13 protein-coding genes are annotated in these 16,615 nt (G+C 67.7%); 3 read left to right on the plus strand and 10 right to left on the minus strand.

All coding sequences use genetic code 11. The features are described from left to right. Nucleotides 1-46 precede the first annotated feature (46 nt). Nucleotides 47-1,405, minus strand: a complete 1,359-nt coding sequence (locus FHW58_RS10200; RefSeq protein WP_179672896.1) for a CoA transferase — start codon at nt 1,403-1,405, stop codon at nt 47-49. Nucleotides 1,406-1,507: 102 nt separating this feature from the next. On the opposite strand from FHW58_RS10200, the gene FHW58_RS10205 reads away from it, so the two are divergent. After that, nucleotides 1,508-2,773 carry a citrate synthase family protein gene (locus tag FHW58_RS10205; protein WP_229265116.1) on the plus strand — a complete coding sequence of 422 codons (1,266 nt, stop codon included), beginning with the start codon at nt 1,508-1,510 and terminating at the stop codon, nt 2,771-2,773. Here the strand turns inward: FHW58_RS10205 and FHW58_RS10210 are convergent. From FHW58_RS10210 to alr, 3 genes are all read right to left on the minus strand, one after another. Further along, nucleotides 2,754-3,074, minus strand: coding sequence for a PilZ domain-containing protein (locus FHW58_RS10210; protein WP_179672898.1), 321 nt, complete (start codon nt 3,072-3,074; stop codon nt 2,754-2,756). The two genes, FHW58_RS10205 and FHW58_RS10210, sit on opposite strands and share 20 nt — an antisense overlap. A gap of 61 nt (nt 3,075-3,135) precedes the next feature. Then, entirely contained in the window at nt 3,136-4,512 is a 1,377-nt protein-coding gene (radA, locus tag FHW58_RS10215; protein ID WP_179672899.1) for a DNA repair protein RadA, read from the minus strand. Between the two features lie 4 nt (nt 4,513-4,516). Further along, a complete protein-coding gene (gene alr, locus FHW58_RS10220; protein ID WP_179672900.1) occupies nt 4,517-5,608 on the minus strand; it encodes an alanine racemase in 1,092 nt (363 codons plus the stop codon). A gap of 134 nt (nt 5,609-5,742) precedes the next feature. Between alr and lplT the strand changes: the two genes are divergently transcribed. After that, nucleotides 5,743-7,005 (plus strand): lysophospholipid transporter LplT, encoded by a 1,263-nt coding sequence (gene lplT / locus FHW58_RS10225; protein ID WP_179672901.1) that lies wholly within the window; start codon nt 5,743-5,745, stop codon nt 7,003-7,005. 3 nt (nt 7,006-7,008) lie between these two features. On the opposite strand, the gene FHW58_RS10230 is transcribed toward lplT, so the two are convergent. Genes FHW58_RS10230 through tsaB form a run of 4 tightly spaced genes read right to left on the minus strand, consistent with a single transcriptional unit; the run spans nt 7,009 to nt 10,550 of the window. Beyond that, nucleotides 7,009-8,127 carry a DUF1853 family protein gene (locus FHW58_RS10230; protein WP_179672902.1) on the minus strand — a complete coding sequence of 373 codons (1,119 nt, stop codon included), beginning with the start codon at nt 8,125-8,127 and terminating at the stop codon, nt 7,009-7,011. Further along, the gene (locus FHW58_RS10235; protein ID WP_229265117.1) at nt 8,120-9,388 is read right to left on the minus strand and encodes a uracil-DNA glycosylase family protein; all 1,269 of its coding nucleotides are present in this window, start codon (nt 9,386-9,388) and stop codon (nt 8,120-8,122) included. Before FHW58_RS10235 ends, FHW58_RS10230 begins: the two co-directional genes overlap by 8 nt. Continuing rightward, entirely contained in the window at nt 9,385-9,858 is a 474-nt protein-coding gene (gene rimI, locus FHW58_RS10240) for a ribosomal protein S18-alanine N-acetyltransferase (protein ID WP_179672903.1), read from the minus strand. Before rimI ends, FHW58_RS10235 begins: the two co-directional genes overlap by 4 nt. After that, nucleotides 9,855-10,550 carry a tRNA (adenosine(37)-N6)-threonylcarbamoyltransferase complex dimerization subunit type 1 TsaB gene (gene tsaB, locus FHW58_RS10245; protein WP_179672904.1) on the minus strand — a complete coding sequence of 232 codons (696 nt, stop codon included), beginning with the start codon at nt 10,548-10,550 and terminating at the stop codon, nt 9,855-9,857. The genes rimI and tsaB overlap by 4 nt, the downstream gene beginning before the upstream one ends. Before the next feature lie 93 nt (nt 10,551-10,643). Here tsaB and FHW58_RS10250 point away from each other — a divergent pair, with 93 nt between their 5' ends. Beyond that, nucleotides 10,644-11,069 carry a thioredoxin family protein gene (locus FHW58_RS10250; protein WP_179672905.1) on the plus strand — a complete coding sequence of 142 codons (426 nt, stop codon included), beginning with the start codon at nt 10,644-10,646 and terminating at the stop codon, nt 11,067-11,069. A 125-nt stretch (nt 11,070-11,194) separates the two neighbouring features. Here FHW58_RS10250 and FHW58_RS10255 read toward each other — a convergent pair whose 3' ends face one another. Beyond that, nucleotides 11,195-13,468, minus strand: coding sequence for a molybdopterin cofactor-binding domain-containing protein (locus FHW58_RS10255; RefSeq protein ID WP_179672906.1), 2,274 nt, complete (start codon nt 13,466-13,468; stop codon nt 11,195-11,197). A 21-nt stretch (nt 13,469-13,489) separates the two neighbouring features. Continuing rightward, the gene (locus FHW58_RS10260) at nt 13,490-16,609 is read right to left on the minus strand and encodes an EAL domain-containing protein (protein ID WP_179672907.1); all 3,120 of its coding nucleotides are present in this window, start codon (nt 16,607-16,609) and stop codon (nt 13,490-13,492) included. Between the last annotated feature and the right edge of the window lie 6 nt (nt 16,610-16,615).

Consider the following 16,615-nt stretch of genomic DNA (forward strand, 5'->3'; position numbering starts at 1 on the left):
ACATGGACAGTTGCGCCAATCCGGTGAATAAGCGGGGATTCTACCCTTAATCCGCGCCCCAGCGCGCGCTCGACGAGCCGAGACTGCTTGCGGGGTGGTCCCAGGCCATGGCGGCGCCGTCGATGGCGGCCGGCGGGCGGTAGCGGCGCGCCGGGCCCCACTCGGTCTGTTCCAGTCGTGCGGCGAAGTCGTCCTCGGTAGCCGGCGCCAGCGTGGCGGACGGCTGCGCGCTGGCGTCGGTCAGCAAGGTGGCGGTGCGGGCCAGCGACAGGCGGGCCTGCAATGCGCGTCCTTCGGTGAGGCGCGCGATCAGGGCGCGTATCGCGGCGGCGGCCAGCAGGTAGCCGGTGGCGTGATCGAGGGCTTGCACCGGCAGCGGGACCGGCTTGTCGGCGCCGCGCATTTGCATGCCGTGGTGCGCGATGCCGCAGCTCATTTGCACCAGGCTGTCGAAGCCGCGCCGGCCGGCCAGCGGGCCGGTCCAGCCGTAGGCGTCCAGCGCGATGTCGATCAGGTGCGGGTTCAGGCGGCGACGCATTGCTTCGCCCAAGCCCAGCCGCTCCAGCGCTTGCGGGCGATAGCCGTGGACCAGCACGTCGGCCTCGGCCAGCAGGCCGGTGAAGATGGCGCGGTCGGCGGTCCGGGTCAGGTCGAGGCGTGCGCAACGCTTGCCTAGTGTGACTTCCGGAATGACGCCTGGCTCGTTCCAGCCGGGCGGATCGATGCGCAGCACATCGGCGCCGTAGCCGGCCAGGAAGCGCGTGGCCACCGGTCCGGCCAGCACCCGCGTCAGATCGAGCACCTTCAGTCCCGCCAGCGGCCGCACCGCCGCCCAGCCCCACCCGCGCCGCGCGCCAACGTCGGCGGCGTCCGCAAACGCCATCAGTGGCTCGCTGGCGACGCTTTGGCCTTGCGCGTGCGCCTGCCACTCGACCAGCGAGCGCATCACGGCCGCGCAGCCGCCCTGAGCGACGACGGCCTCCTCCAGCGCCAGACCGCGCCAGCCGGCCACCGCGCGGGCGACCGCCTCGCGCTCCTCCGCGCAGCCGAGCACCGCCAGCGCGGCCCTGCGGTGATGCGGGGCGTTGGTGTGCAAGCGTATCCAGCCGTCGGCAGTCGGGTAATCGCCAGCCACCGCATCCCACAACGGCGGCCGCTCCCAGCCAACCGGACAGATCGACCAACTGAACCACATGGACGCCAGTCGCCGATCCACCGTCACCGGGCCCGGCGCGGCGCCCTGCGCCAGCATCAGCTCGCGCACCGCCAACGTCGCCGCGCCCACCGATGCCGCCGCCAGGCCGGTGACATCAAAATACGACGGCAAGGCGCCCTCGCCCGTCACCGTCAAGGCGTTCAGCGCGCCAACGGGCAGGCCCAGGGCAGACCACACTGTGTTCAACATACCGGCTCCAGATAAGTTAAGCTTGGCCGCAGCTTAGGACCGCCGGTCCGTGAGCGTCAATCTTGACTTGAAGTGTCAACATAGGAAGCGAAGATGGTCTGGATGACGACCGCAGAAGCACTGGAGGTGCTCAACGTTCGCCCGCAAACGCTGTACGCCAACGTCAGCCGCGGCAAGATCCGCGCCAAGCCGGATGGGGAGGATCCGCGCCGCAGTCTGTATCACCGTGATGACGTGCTGCGCATGGCGCGGCGGGCCAACGGGCGGCGCAAGGTGGACGTCGTCTCCAGCGAAGCGATGCAATATGGCGATCCGGTGCTGCCATCCGCCATCTCCACCGCCTGGGACGGCCGCCTGCTCTATCGCGGTCACGACGCCGCCACGCTGGCCGACAGCGCCAGCCTCGAAGACATCGCCACGCTGCTGTGGCAATGCCCGGCCGACGAAGTCGCCAGCCAAGCCGCCAGCCAAGCCGCTGGGGCCGCCGAGGCCGCTGAAGCCACCGGGGTCGCCGAGGCAGCCAGCGCCGCTGGCGCCGCCGGACTCGCTGTTGCGACGGGCAACGGCAGCGCGTTGGCTGCCGGCCTGCTGGCCCTCGCCCGCCGCAGCGCAAGCGATCCGCCGTCGCTTGGCCGCGCGCCGTCCACGCTGCGGGCCGAAGCGGCCGACGTGCTGGCCACGCTCGCTTGCGCCATGGCTGGCGACAACGACGGCCGCAACGCCAGCGGTGGCCGCAGCAGTGGCGGCGCGGGCCTCCCCATCAGCCGGCGCCTGGCCCGCGCCTGGGGCGCCGAGGCGCACGAGGACCTGATCCGCCGCGCCCTCGTCCTCATGGCCGACAACGAACTGAACGCCTCCACCTTCGCCACCCGCGTGGCCATCTCCACCGGCGCCTCGCTGGCGGCCGGCGTGCTGGCCGGCTTGACCACGCTGACCGGCCCGCTGCACGGCGGCGCCGCCCGGCAATTCACCGACCTGCTGGCCCACGCGCAGGCGAACGGCGCCAGCCAGGCCGTCCGCGACTGGCTGGCCAGCGACCGCCCGCTGCCCGCCTTCGGCCACCCGCTGTACCGCGACGGCGACCCGCGCGCCAAGGCGCTGCTCAAACACCTACCAAAAGTTGCATCACATGAAGAACTGGCTGTAGCGGCAGAACAACAAGCCGGCGAATTGCCAAACATCGACTACGCCCTGTCCACGCTGACCGCCGCCTGCGGCCTGCCACCAGACGCACCGTTTATCTTGTTTGCCGTGGGTCGCTGCGCCGGCTGGCTGGCGCACGCCCTGGAACAGGTGCAAGCCAACCGGCTGATCCGGCCACGGGCCCGCTACACCGGGCCCGCGCCGGTCAACGCAGGAATTTATTGATGGTGGCCATGGTGGCCATGTCGGGATTCATGAACTGGAATCCGATCTTGAAGTGGTCGCCGCTGAAAATGCAGTAATTCACCCGCGAACGGCAAGTCAACACCTGCGCCTTGCCCTCGACGAACAGCTCAAACGACACCATGCCGATGTCGCCCGTCCCCAGTTTATGGTCAAACGTGAGCGACAGACCGGTGGCGCTGATGTCCAGCGTGCGCCCCTGCGCGGGCGGCAGGCCATCCATCACCACGACTGCTTTCGAACGCACAATCTTGCGCGCGCCTGACCGTTGATCAACTAACACTTTCTATCCTTTAATTACGTAAATTGCACTATTACCGATTACAACATAAAACAATACAACGTTATTGGATTTCGCGCAGCTTATTGAAGGCGTCATCGATCCGGTCAACCGGAATGATCGTCATGCCCTCCATCGGCTGCTTGGGGGCGTTGGCGGTGGGGATCATCGCCATCGAGAAGCCCAGCTTGGCTGCCTCGCGCAGACGCTCCTGGCCGCGCGGCGCCGGCCGGATCTCGCCCGCCAGCCCTACCTCGCCAAACACCACGAACCCGCGCGGCAGCGCCTTGTTGCGCATCGACGAGTTGATCGCCAGCAGCACCGCCAGGTCAACCGCCGGCTCGCTGATCTTGACGCCGCCCACGGCGTTGATGAACACGTCCTGGTCGAACGCCGCGATGCCGGCATGCCGGTGCAGCACCGCCAGCAGCATCGCCAGCCGGTTCTGCTCCAGCCCCACCGACAGCCGGCGCGCGTTGGGCAGATGGCTGGCGTCCACCAGCGCCTGAATTTCGACCAGCAGCGGCCGCGTGCCCTCCTGCGTCACCATCACGCACGAGCCCGGCACCTGGTTATCGTGCTGCGACAGGAACAAGGCCGACGGATTCGACACGCCCTTCAAGCCCTTCTCCGTCATGGCAAACACGCCCAGCTCGTTGACCGCGCCAAAGCGGTTCTTGATCGCCCGCACCAGGCGGAAGCTCGAATGGCTGTCGCCCTCGAAATACAGCACGGTGTCGACGATGTGCTCCAGCACGCGCGGCCCGGCCAGCGCGCCCTCCTTGGTCACGTGGCCGACCAGGATGATGGTGACGCCGGTCTGCTTGGCGGCGCGGGTCAGCTGCGCCGCGCACTCGCGCACCTGCGCCACCGAGCCCGGCGCCGAACTGAGCGCGTCCGAATACAGGGTCTGGATCGAGTCGATCACCGCCACTTCCGGCTTCAGGTCGGCCAGCGTGGCGAGGATTTTCTCCAGCTGGATTTCCGCCTGCAGCTTCAGCTCGCGGGCGTCGATGGCCAGGCGCTTGGCGCGCAGCGCGATCTGCGCGCCGGATTCCTCGCCCGACACGTACAGCACCTTTTTCAGGTGCGACACATTGGCCAGCGCCTGCAACAGCAGGGTCGATTTGCCGATCCCCGGATCGCCGCCGATCAGCACCACGCCGCCGGCCACCAGGCCGCCGCCCAGCACGCGGTCAAACTCCTCGATGCCGGTGCCGAAACGCGGCACGTCGATGGCGTCGATGTCGGCCAGCGACAGCACCGGCGCGGTCTGCGCCAGCGACAGGTGGGCCGGCTGCGAGTAGCGATTGTTGCCGCCCGCCTCGATCACCGTCTCCACCATCGTGTTCCACTGCTGGCAGGCGGCGCACTGGCCGGTCCACTTGGTGGCGGTGGCGCCGCACTCGTTGCAGGTGTAGTTGGTTTTTGCCTTGGCCATGCGCTCAGCCTTCCACCACCGGCACGCGCGGCGCCAGCGCGCACATCAGCTCATAGCCGATGGTGCCGGCGGCCTCGGCCACTTCGTCGATCGGCAGGCCGCGCCCCCACAGCGTGACCTGGCTGCCGATGCGCGCGTGCGGCAGTTCGGTCAGATCCACGGTCAGCATGTCCATCGAGACCCGGCCGACCAGCCGCGTGCGCGCGCCATCGACCAGCACCGGCGTGCCGGCCGGCGCCACGCGCGGATAGCCGTCGGCATAGCCGCAGGCCACCACGCCGATGCGCATCGGCACATCGGCCTTGAAGCGGCTGCCATAGCCGACCACCTCGCCGGCGGCGATGTCCTGCGTGCCGATGATTTCGCTGGTCAGCGTCATGGTCGGCTGCAGGCCGAAATCCTCGGCCGTGCCGCCGCCCGGCGTGCCGCCATACAGCATGATGCCGGGGCGGATCCAGTCGGTCGGCAATTGCTGGTGCAGTAACACCCCGGCCGAATTGGAAAGACTGCGCTGGCCGGGCAGGCCGGCCGCGCCCAGCGCGAAGCGGCGCAACTGTTCGCGGATCGGCAGCAGCGGGTGATCAATGTCGTCGGCGTTGGCGAAGTGGGTCATCAGCGTGATGCTGCCGACGCAGGCGATCGCGCTCAGGCGCGCGTGGGCGGCCGCGTACGCCTCCGGCGTGAAGCCGAGGCGGTTCATGCCGGTGTTCATCTTGAGGTGCAGGTCGAAGCGGATGCCGCGCGCGCTCAGTTGCGGCGCGGCCGCCTCCAGCCACGCCAGTTGCGCATCGCAATGGACGGCCGCTTGCAGGTCGTAGCCGGCCATGGTGTGCAGATCTTCCGGACCGAAGAAACCTTCCAATAACAGGATCGGCTTTTTCCAGCCCAGTTCGCGCAGCCTGACGGCGTTGTCGAACTCGATCAGCGCCAGGCCGTCGGCGTCGGCGAAACCGCGCATCGCGCGCTCCAGGCCGTGTCCATAACCGTTGGCCTTGAGGACGCCCCAGGCCTTGGCGCCGGGGGTTCTGGCCTTGGCCAGGGCCAGGTTCTGCTTCATGGAATCAACGTGAATAGTTGCTAAGATCGGCCTTGGCATACGACTTTTTCTGCGGAATAAACGAAGGCGCTATTTTAACGCCTGCGCCAGAAGGCGCACTGCTCAATTCTTGGGGATTACGATCAAAGCATGGTATAAAGCAAGCCAGATAAGTTTTCCAGGCATATCCCAGAATGAATCGTGGTTTCTATACCATCATGGCAGCGCAGTTCTTTTCGTCCTTGGCGGATAATGCGCTGCTCTTTGTTGCGATCGACCTGCTGGTAAACATGAAATCTCCAGGGTGGATCACGCCGCTCCTGAAGCTGTCATTTACCCTCTTTTACGTGCTGTTGGCCGCGTTTGTCGGCGCTTTTGCTGATTCAATGCCCAAAGGCAAGGTTATGTTCATCTCCAACCTGATCAAGGTTGGCGGTTGCCTGCTGATTTTCGCCCACGTTCATCCCCTGCTGGCCTACGCCATCGTCGGCTTTGGCGCGGCGGTGTATTCGCCCGCCAAATACGGCATCCTGACCGAGTTGCTGCCGGCCGAAAAGCTGGTGGCGGCCAATGGCTGGGTCGAGGGCCTGACCGTGCTGTCGATTATCTTCGGCACCGTCATGGGCGGCGCGCTGGTCGGCGACCGCGTGTCGGCCGTGCTGCTGGGCTTTGACATGCCGCTGATCGACACCGGCATCGAGACGCCAACCCAGGCCGCGCTGTGCGTGGTGGTGGGCATCTACATGCTGGCGGCGCTGTTCAACACGCGCATTCCGGACACCGGCTGCAAGTATGGTCACCAGGAACGCAATCCGATCAAGCTGATCACCGATTTCGCCAACTGCTTCGGCCTGCTGTGGAAAGACAAGCTGGGCCAGATTTCGCTGGGCGTGACCACGCTGTTCTGGGGCGCCGCGCAGACGCTGCAGTTCATCGTGCTGGAATGGGCCAACCGCACGCTGCACCTGAGCTATGAGCAGTCCACCAGCCTGGTGGGCGTGGTGGCGATCGGCGTGGCGCTGGGCGCGGTGATTTCGGCGCGCTTCATTACGCTGCGCAAGTCGCTGACGGTGATCCCGGTGGGCATCGCCATGGGCGTGATCGTCATGAGCATGACGCTGGTGCATTCGGTCAAGGTGGCCTACCCGCTGCTGATCCTGGTCGGGCTGCTGGGCGGCTTCTTCCTGGTGCCGATGAATGCGCTTCTGCAGCACCGCGGCCACGTGCTGATGAGCGCCGGCCATTCGATCGCGGTGCAGAACTTCAACGAGAATCTGTCGATTTTGACGATGCTGGCGATGTACTCGCTGATGCTGCGCGCGCACCTGAATCTGGACATCATCATTCTGCTGTTCGGCCTGTTCCTGGCCGGCACCATGCTGTACATCATGCGCAAACACCAGCAAAACCAGCGCGCGTTCGACTCGGTCGCGCTGATCGGCGAAGCCAAGCACTGAGCGCTAGGCCGGCAGCACGCCCTCGTGGCGGCGCTGCGCGGCCTGCGCGCGCCAGCCGTCGGGGACGATGAAGCCCCGGCGCTCCTCCACCAGCCACGCCCCTGCCTGCCGCAGCGCGGCGACCATCACCGGCGCCTCCAGTCCGACCACCTGCGCCAGCAGCGTGGCGCGGTCCATGCTGTCTTGCGTCTTCAGCGGCGCCAGCCAGTGCAGGCGCGGCATGATGGCGTACTGCTGCGGCGGCAGGTCCTGCGCCTGGGCCTGCGTCATCCAGAAGCCGTGACAGTGTTGCCGCGAGATGCCGGGCATGGGCTGGACGCCGTCCGGATAGAACAGCCAGCCCTTGACCAGCGCCTGCGCGCGCGTGACCGGCTGCGGCAGCACCGCCTGCGCGGCCGGGTGCTGCGACAGCGAGAGCTGCTTGTCGAAGATCTTGCGCATCTTGAGGCCGAGCGTGTCGGCCAGGTTGGGGCCGATCAGGCCGTCGAGGTTGTCGGCGCTGTCGAGCAGGTAGAACTTGGTGGCGAATTCGATGTGGACCAGGTCGCGACCGTCGCGCAGCAGGAAGTCGAATTCGCCGATGGTGTCGGTGCGGTCGGCGCGCACTTGCAGGCCGTGCGCGACCAACTGGCCATGCTCGGCGAAGTGGAAGGCCATCAGCTTTTCGGCGTACAGGCCGAGGCGCGAGATGTGCTTGGCGCCAAGCGCGGCCTCCAGCGGCGACGGATCGCGGTCCAGCGCCGCCAGCCAGTCGCGCGTGGGCGGCGGGATGGCGCCCAGCGTGGCGATGCGGCCTTGCCAGTGCGGCGCGGCGGGATCGAGCAGGTCCGGCGCGTCCAGCAGCCAGGCCAGCGCGCGCACGTGGCGGTTGGTCAACTGCGGCCAGCGGGCCTCAAACAGCGCTTGGTAGTTCGCCGAGGCAGCAACGTCGGCCGAGGGGACGGCGAGGTCGGCCGAGGGCGCGGCAAAGCTGGCCGGCGGCGTGCCGACCTCGGTCGGAAGCGCGGCGACGTCGGCGAAGTCGGCGGGCACGGCGGCGGACTTGGCGTCGGCTGAGATGGCGGACGTGGCAGGCGGGCCCGGCGGTGGTGATGCTGGCGCGCCGGGCGGCTGGTCAGCCATGGCTGGCTTTCGCCAGGCACAGGTCGGCCCAGGCCTTGGCCTTGTCTTCCGGTTTGCGCAGCAGATCGTCAGGGTGGTAGGTGGCGACCACCGGCAGACGGCTGGCGCCGTAATGCATCACCTGGCCGCGCGCGGCCGGGCCCATCATCAGGCCGCGGGCGGCGAACTGGCCGAAGGTGATGGCCATGGTGGCGCCGGTCAGCGCCAGCTCGCGCTCCAGATACGGACGGCAAGCGATAACCTCCTCGCCGGTAGGATTGCGACCCGGCGGACGGCATTTGACCACGTTGGTGACGTAAACCTCGGTGTCCGGTGTCAGCTCGATGGCCTTCAGCATGTTGTGCAGCAGTTGGCCGGCCTCGCCGGTGACGGCTTGCACGTCCTGCTCGTCGGCTTGCGACGGCATGCCGGCGATGGCGATCCAGGCGGCGTTTTCGGCGCCCCGGCCATTGACGGCGGCCACGCGTGTTTCGCATAGCGAGCAGCGGGTGCACGATGAAACGGCTGCCTGCAACGCGGGCCAGTCCATGGCCGCAATCGCCTCGTCGCTGACGGGTTCCAACGCGGCCAGGGACGCGCGCTGGGCTTCGCGCGATGGTGCGGCGGCCGGATGCAACGCCTCTGGCGGTCGCGACGACCTCGCGTCCGGGCGCGGCGTATCGGACGGACGCGACGTGTCGGATAGGCGCGCTGGCGCGGCGGGCGGCGGCATCGGCGCGTCGTCAAACCAGGCGGTATCTTCGGCCGGCGGCTCGGCGTCGGCCGGCGTGGCCGCGCGCTGCGCAGGGCGACCCGGCGGCGGGGCAGGACGCGGTGCGGCGCCAGAAGCCGTGGCCGTAGCAGCGCGTGGCGCTGGCGCCGGCACGGGCGCATTGTCGAACCACGACATATCTTCGCCAGCGGCATCGGTGTCGGACGACGCAGCGGCGGGCGCGGCTGGCGGCGCGGCCGGCGGTGCCGCGCGCGCGACAACCGGCACGCCGGCCGGGGCAGCGGAAGTCACCGCCACCGGCGCTGGCGCACTGGCTTGCGACATAGGCCTCGATCCCGCCACTGGCGCGCTGGCTTGCGGCGTCGGCCTCGCCACCGGCGCGACATCGACGGGCGCGTCCTCCGCTGGCAAGCCATCCGCCAGCGCCTGCACGGCCGTCACAAACGCATCGGCCTCCGGCGCCTCCGGAGCGCCATGGCGCACCTTCCACTGCACGCCGATTCCCATCTCCTGCAGGAACGCCGCGCTACGCGTCGCCGACTGACTCATACCTGAAACCGCATCACAATCGCGTCCTCGCGTTGCTGGTTGGCCGCCGGGTAATACCCCCGACGGCGACCGATCTGTTTAAAACCATAGCGCTCATAAATCTCCAGCGCCCGCGTATTCGACGGCCGCACCTCCAGCAACACCGACTCCATGCCCAGCCCGCGCGCGCACGCCACCGACTGGTTCAGCAAAAACCGCCCCAAACCCTGCCCCTGCCGCTCGGCCGCCACCGCCACATTCAGCAAATGCGCCTCATCGACCACCGCCATCAGCAGAAAATAACCGAGCAGCGTGCCATCGCGCTCGCGCAATACCCACGCCTCATACTGGCTGTTAAGCGAATCCTCGAAATTGGCCATGCTCCACGGATGCGGATACACGCGCTGCTCCAGCGCATACACCTCGGCCAGATCGGCGCGCTGCATCGGCTCATACTGCAGCCGCGCCAGGTCCCACACCGGCGTCGTCATGCGCCGCCTTCCGGCTTGGCCGCCGCCATGTCGCGGCGCTCGGCCTGGGTGTAGGCGACCTTGTTGCGCAGATACAGCGGTTGCGCCTCGGCCGCCGTCACCGTGCGGCCGGCCGCGAACGCCAGCGCCGCCAGCTGCGCGATCTGCACCGCGTGCGGCATCACCTCGGCGTAACCGCCGGCCGGGAAGGCATCGGCATAGGCCGACAAGCCATTGCCGCACGCCACCGGCGCCCCCTGCGGCCGCACCTCGCCCGGCGCCGACAGCACCGGCGGCAGCACCGCCACCGGCGCGCCGTTGTCAAAGCGGTACTGCGCCCAATACACCTCGCCCATGCGCGCATCCAGCACCACCAGCACCTCGTCGGCGCCGTGCTGCTGGCGGCAGGCCAGCGCCATCGCGTCCAGCGTCACCACCGGCACCGCCGGCAGCTTGCCGCCGAACGCCAGCCCCTGCGCCACGCCGCACGCCGTGCGCACGCCGGTGAACGAGCCCGGCCCTGCGCCATAGGCGACGGCGTCGCAGTCGGCCAGCGCGATGCCGGCCTCGGCCAGCAACTCCTGCATCATCGGCAACACGGCCTGGGAATGGGTACGGACGCCGCTGGACACGCGGCTCAGGACGGCGTCGCCCCGCAGCAAGGCAACGGAGGCGGTTTCGGACGACGTTTCAATGGCAAGAATGGTAAGCATGCCGTATTTTAACCCGGCGCGCTGGCAGGCGCGACCCCGCGCGGGGATGTAGAATGTCACTTTAGGCGGAGATCGCCTCGACCCGAACACATCATGCCCAGCCTGACCCTGAATTCCGAAAACCGCGAAGACGTGGCGGCCGCCCTGGCCGGCGACCGCTGGATCGTTGCCTGTCTGTGCGCCGCCTGGTGCGGCACCTGCGCCACCTACCGCGCCACCTTCGACGAACTGGCGGAACGCCACCCGGACAAATTCTTTCTGTGGATCGACATCGAAGACCAGGCCGACGTGGTGGGCGACCTGGACGTGGAAAACTTTCCGACGCTGCTGATCCAGCACCACGAGCTGGTGGCCTTCTACGGCACCATGCTGCCGGACGCCGGCGTAGCGCACCGCCTGGTGCAATCGACCGCCGCGCAAAGCGACGAGACGTTGCAGGAACTGATCATCAACAACAGCGACCGCGCCGCCTGGCAGCGCACCTGCAACCTCCGCACCCTGCTGCGCGACGCGCTGTAATCCGTAATCCGGGGTCATAATCCGGGGTCATAATCCGGGGTCAGGTCCTCCATTTCTACACGAGCTGTGCCGTAGGCGCGCTTACGGCACAGCTCGTGTAGAAATGGAGGACCTGACCCCGGAGTTTAGAGTTGCAGCGGCAGGCTGCGCAGGCGCTTGCCGGTCAGCCGGAACACGGCGTTGGCCACCGCCGGGGCGATCGACGGCGTCGCTGGCTCGCCCATGCCTTCGGGATGCGCGGCGCTCGGCAGGATGATGGTCTCCACCTCCGGCGCCTGGTTCAGGCGCACCACCGGGTAGTCGTGGAAGTTGGTCTGCTCCACTTTGCCATCCTTGATGGTGGCGGCGCCGAACAAGGCGGCCGACAGGCCGAAAATCACGCCCGATTCGGCCTGCTGCGCGATGATGTTCGGGTTGACCGCCAGCCCGCAGTCGATCGCGCAGACCACGCGGTGCACGCGGATCTCCGTGCCCTCCACCGATACTTCCGCCACCTGCGCGACGATCGTGCCGAAAGACTGGTGCAGCGCGACGCCGTGCGCGCGGCCGGCGGGCGCGGCGCCGGCCCTGGCCACTGCCGCGTTCAGCACCGCCAGGTGGCGCGGGTGCTGCGCCAGTAGCGCGCGCCGGAACGTCACACTGTCCTTGCCTGCCGCGTGCGCCAGTTCGTCGATGAAGCTCTCCTTGAAGAAGGCGTTGTGCGAGTGGCCCACCGAGCGCCAGTACCCCAGCGGCACCGGGCTGTCGACGATCACGTGGCGGATGCGCTGGTTAGCGAAGTGGTACTGCATGTCGAATTCGCCTTCGGCCGTGGTCTTGTCGGGGCCTGCCGGCGGCAGGCCGAGATTACGCCGGAAGAACTGGTGCGAGACCGAACCGCTGGCGGACTTGTTGTCGTAGCCCAGCACATTGCCCGCCGCGTCCAGCGTGGCGCTGAACCGCGCCAGCGCCGCCGGGCGGTAGACGTCGTGCGTGGTGTCGTCCTCGCGCGACCAGATCATCTGCACCGGATGGCCGTCCGCCTGCCGCGCGATGGCGACCGCCTGCGCCACCATGTCCACGTCCAGCCGGCGCCCGAAGCCGCCCCCCAGCATGGTCACCTGCAGCGCCACCTTGTCGGCCGCGACCCCGGCCACCTTGGCGGCGACGTCCACCGCGAAGCCCGGCGATTGCGTCGGCGCCCACAGGCGCACCTCGCCGTCCTTGACCTGCGCGGTGCAGTTGACCGGCTCCATGGCGGCATGCGCCAGATAAGGCGCGCGGTATTCCGCCGTCACCGTTTTGGCGACGCCGGCGGCCTTGCCTTCCACCGCGGCGATGTCGCCGGCCTGGTAGTAGGCGTGACCATCCTCCTTGTCGAGGCGCGACGCAAAGTCGGCGTAGATGGCCTCGGTGGAGAGTTTGGCCAGCGGACCGTCGTGCCACTGGATCGCCAGCGCCAGCGCGGCTTGTTTCGCCTGCCAGTAGCTGCGCGCGATGACCGCGACGCCAGCGCCGGCGCCCGCGTGCGGCGGCAGCGCGGCGGAATAGTCGACTACCTTGACCACGCCCGGCATCTTCAACGCCGCCGCGCTGTTCATACTGGCGACCGTGCCGCCGATCACGGGCGACATGCGCACCGCCGCATACAGCATGCCCGGCGGCCGCGCGTCGATGCCGAAAATGGCCGTGCCATTGACCTTGGACGGCGTGTCGCGGCGCGGCTGCGGCTTGCCGATCAATCTGAATTCCGCCGGCGTCTTGAGGCGCACCTCGCCCGGCCTGGCGTTGACGGCTTGCGCGGCCAGCGCGCCGTAGGCCAGCTTGCGGCCGTCGGCGTGCAGCACGTGGCCATCCTCGGTGCGGCAGTCGGCGGCCGGCACCGACCACTGAGCGGCAGCGGCGGCAACCAGCATGGCGCGCGCGGCGGCGCCGGCTTCGCGCATCGGTTCCCACGCGTCCTTGATGCTGGACGAGCCGCCGGTGATGATCAGCCCCAGTTCACGCGCGACCTTGCCGACCACCCAGCTGACGGCCGTTTTCAGGCGCCCGGTATCGTCGGGATGGAATGGCAGCCCGTCCTTGAGCATGGCGATATTGCCAAAGATTTTGTCGATCGGCGCCTGCACCAGGCGCACGGCGGACAGCGGCACGTCCAACTCCTCGGCCACCAGCATCGGCAGCGCCGTGTGGACGCCCTGCCCCATTTCGCTGCGCGGCATGGCGATTGTCACCGTGCCATCCGGGCCGATGCCCACCCAGCCATTCAGCGCGACGCTGCTGCCCTCCAGCGGCAACGGATGGCTGCCGTTCAGGCGCTGGCGCGCCGGCATCACGCCCCAGCCGACCACCAACGCCCCCGTCACCGCCAGGCCGCCCAGAATGAAGCGGCGGCGCGACTTGTTCTTCGCTCCCTGCATGCACGTCTCCCGCGTGGTTTTTTATTTCTGCCAGCGTGTCAGCATATCATCCGCCGCCAACGGGCGGCTGTAGAAGTAGCCCTGCGCCAGATTGCAGCCATGCCGCAGCAGGAAGGCTGCCTGCTCTTCGGTTTCCACGCCTTCCGCGATGACCGACAGGTTCATGCTCTTGCCCAGCTGGATAATCGCGATGGCGATCGCCTCGTCATTGACGTCGGTCGAGATGTCCTTGATGAAGGAGCGGTCGATCTTCAGCGTCTGCACCGGCAGCTGCTTCAGGTAGGCCAGCGACGAGTAGCCGGTGCCGAAATCGTCGATCGCCAGCGCCACGCCAATCGAGTGCAGGTCGTTGATGAAGACCATGGCATCGCCGGTGTTCATGATGACCGACTCGGTCACTTCCAGTTGCAGGCGCTGTGGCTCCAGCCCGGTGTCGCGCAGGATGTCGGCCACCATGTTGACGATCGAGCCGCGCTCGAACTGCTTGGCCGACAGGTTGACCGCGATCTTCGGCACGTGCAGCCCGGCCTCCTGCCAGCGCACCATCTGGCGGCAGGCCTCGTGCAGCACCCACTTGCCCAACTGGTTGATGAAGCCCGTGTCCTCGGCCAGCGGAATGAAGCGGATCGGCGGGATCAGGCCCAGTTCCGGGTGGTTCCAGCGCACCAGCGCCTCCACGCCGACCAGGCGGCCGGTGTCGATTTCCACCTGCGGCTGGTAGTTGAGGAAGATCTCGTCCTTCTCGATCGAGCGGCGCAGGAAGGTTTCCAGCCGCAGGCGCTCGACGCCCTCGCCGGTCATCGACGGCGCGTAGAAGCTGAAGCCATTGCGGCCGCGCGCCTTGGCCTGGTACATGGCCACGTCGGCGTTACGGATCAGCATATTCAGGTCGGCCGCGTCGTCCGGGAACAGCGAGATGCCCACGCTGCAGGTGACGAACAATTCGTGGCCGGCCACCATGAACGGCTCCTCGAACATCTGCACCAGCTTTTCGGCCACCTGGCTGGCGCCGTACTGGTTCTCGATATCTTCCAGCAGCACGATGAATTCGTCGCCGCCCAGGCGCGCCAGCGTGTCGCCTTCGCGCAGGCGGTCCTGCAGCGCCTTGGCCACCTGCTTGAGCAGCTCGTCGCCGATGTGGTGGCCCAGCGTGTCGTTGACGTTCTTGAAGCGGTCCAGGTCAATGAACAGCAGCGCCAGTTGTTCGCCATCGCGCGAGGCGCGCTGCAAGGCGTGCTGCAGGCGGTCGTGGAACAGCAGGCGGTTCGGCAGCGCCGTCAGCGGATCGTGGTGCGCCAGATGGTCCAGCTTTTCCTGCGATTCCTTGGCCTTGGTGATGTCGCTGAACACGCCGACGTAATGGGTGGTGCGGCCGCGCGTGTCGCGCACCGCGCTCACGGTCAGGAATTCCAGATACAGCTCGCCGTTCTTGCGCAGGCTCCACAGCTCGCCGCGCCAGAAGCCGGTGTCGAGCAGCTGCTGCCACATGTCGTCGTAGAACGACTGCTCGTGGCGGCCGGAGCGCGTCAGCGTGCGGTCCTTGCCCAGCGCCTCGGCCTCGGTGTAGCCGGTGATCTGGGTGAAGGCCGGGTTGACGGCGACGATGATGCCGTCGGCGTCCAGCACCATCACGCCGTCGGCAATGTGCTCGATGACGGTGGCGGACAGGCGCAGTTTTTCCTCCGCCTCCTTGCGCGCGGTGATGTCGGCGAACACCCAGATGCTGCCCTCGTTGGCGCGGCTGTGGTCCAGCGCGTAGCCGCTGACCAGGCACCAGAACACGCTGCCGTCGCGGCGCCGGTACTGGCGCTCCTCGCTGAAGTAGTCGCCCTTGGACAGCAGCGGGTACTGGCGCGCGCCGGACGACTCGAAGTCGAAGGTGTCGAGGAACAGGACGGCGGTGGAGGTGCCGACCATCTCGCCCGGCTCGTAGCCGAACAGCTCCTCGCAGCGGCGGTTGACCGAGACGATGGTGCGGTGGCGTACGAACATCACGCCGAACATCACGTTGTCCAAGATCGCGCTCTGCTCGGCCAGCAGCGCCTCGATGCGCATCTCGTTGTGCTTGCGCTGGCTGATGTCGGAGATGATGCCGTCCACCCACGGCGCGTCGCGCTCGCCGTCGGCGGCCTGCGGCTGGCCGTTTTCCTGCACCCAGCGCTCGGCGCCGCTGGCGTCCTGGATGCGGTATTCGATTTCGTAGGGCTGGCCGTCGCGAATGGCCTGGGTCACCACGCGGCGCTGCTTCTTGCGGTCTTCCGGCGCGATCAGGTTGGTCCACGAATGGGTGGTGCTGCGCATGAACTGCGCGGCGGAATAGCCGGAGATGTCCTCGATGGCGTCCGAGACAAAGTCGATCGGGCCGTCCGGACGGAAGCGGAACACCGCGCCCGGCACCTGCGTGACGATGGTGCGGAAGCGCTCCTCGCGCTGGCCGATGTCTTCAAACAGGCGCTTGATCGCCATCCGCATCTGCTCCAGCTGCTGCGCCAGGCGGCCCAGCTCGTCGCTGCCGGTGACTTCCAGCCGGGTTTCAAAGTCGCCGTGCGACAGGCGGTCGGAGAAGCGCATCAGCTTGCGCAGCGGCTTGATCAGGCGGGCGTTCAGGAACAGCACGATCAGCAGCAGCGACACCATCAGCTGCGCCGCCAGCACGAACACGTAGGACAGCTGCTTCTCGCGCAGCTCCTGCTGGCTGCGGGCATCGTCCATTTCCACCATGATCTTGCCGATGCGCTCACCGCGCACCAGGATCTCGCGCTCGGCACGATACACGTTACCACTGGCGACGCGCGGCGAACGCATGTGCATGAATTGGGTGTCGGCCTGGCCGACCACCTGCACCTGCAGCACCGAGCGGTCGCGCATCACCGATTCGACCAGCGAGTGGGCCGATTCGGCGTTCATGTTCCACAGGGATTCCTGCATGCCCAGCGCCAGGATGTCGGCGTTGCGCTGCAGCGATTCGTTGAGGGCGACGCGGGCCGACTGCTGTTCGTGCACGCCGATCAGCAGGTAACTGCCGATGATGGCGGGAATCACCAGCCCGCCAAACACCACCAGCAGCAGCGCGCCATAGATCGACAGACCGTACAGCGTACCAAGGCGGGTGCGCAGTTTCTGATAAATCGTGCTAGTCATGCACCG

It is taken from the genome of Duganella sp. 1224 (genome assembly GCF_013408245.1).
Lineage (GTDB): Bacteria > Pseudomonadota > Gammaproteobacteria > Burkholderiales > Burkholderiaceae_D > Rugamonas.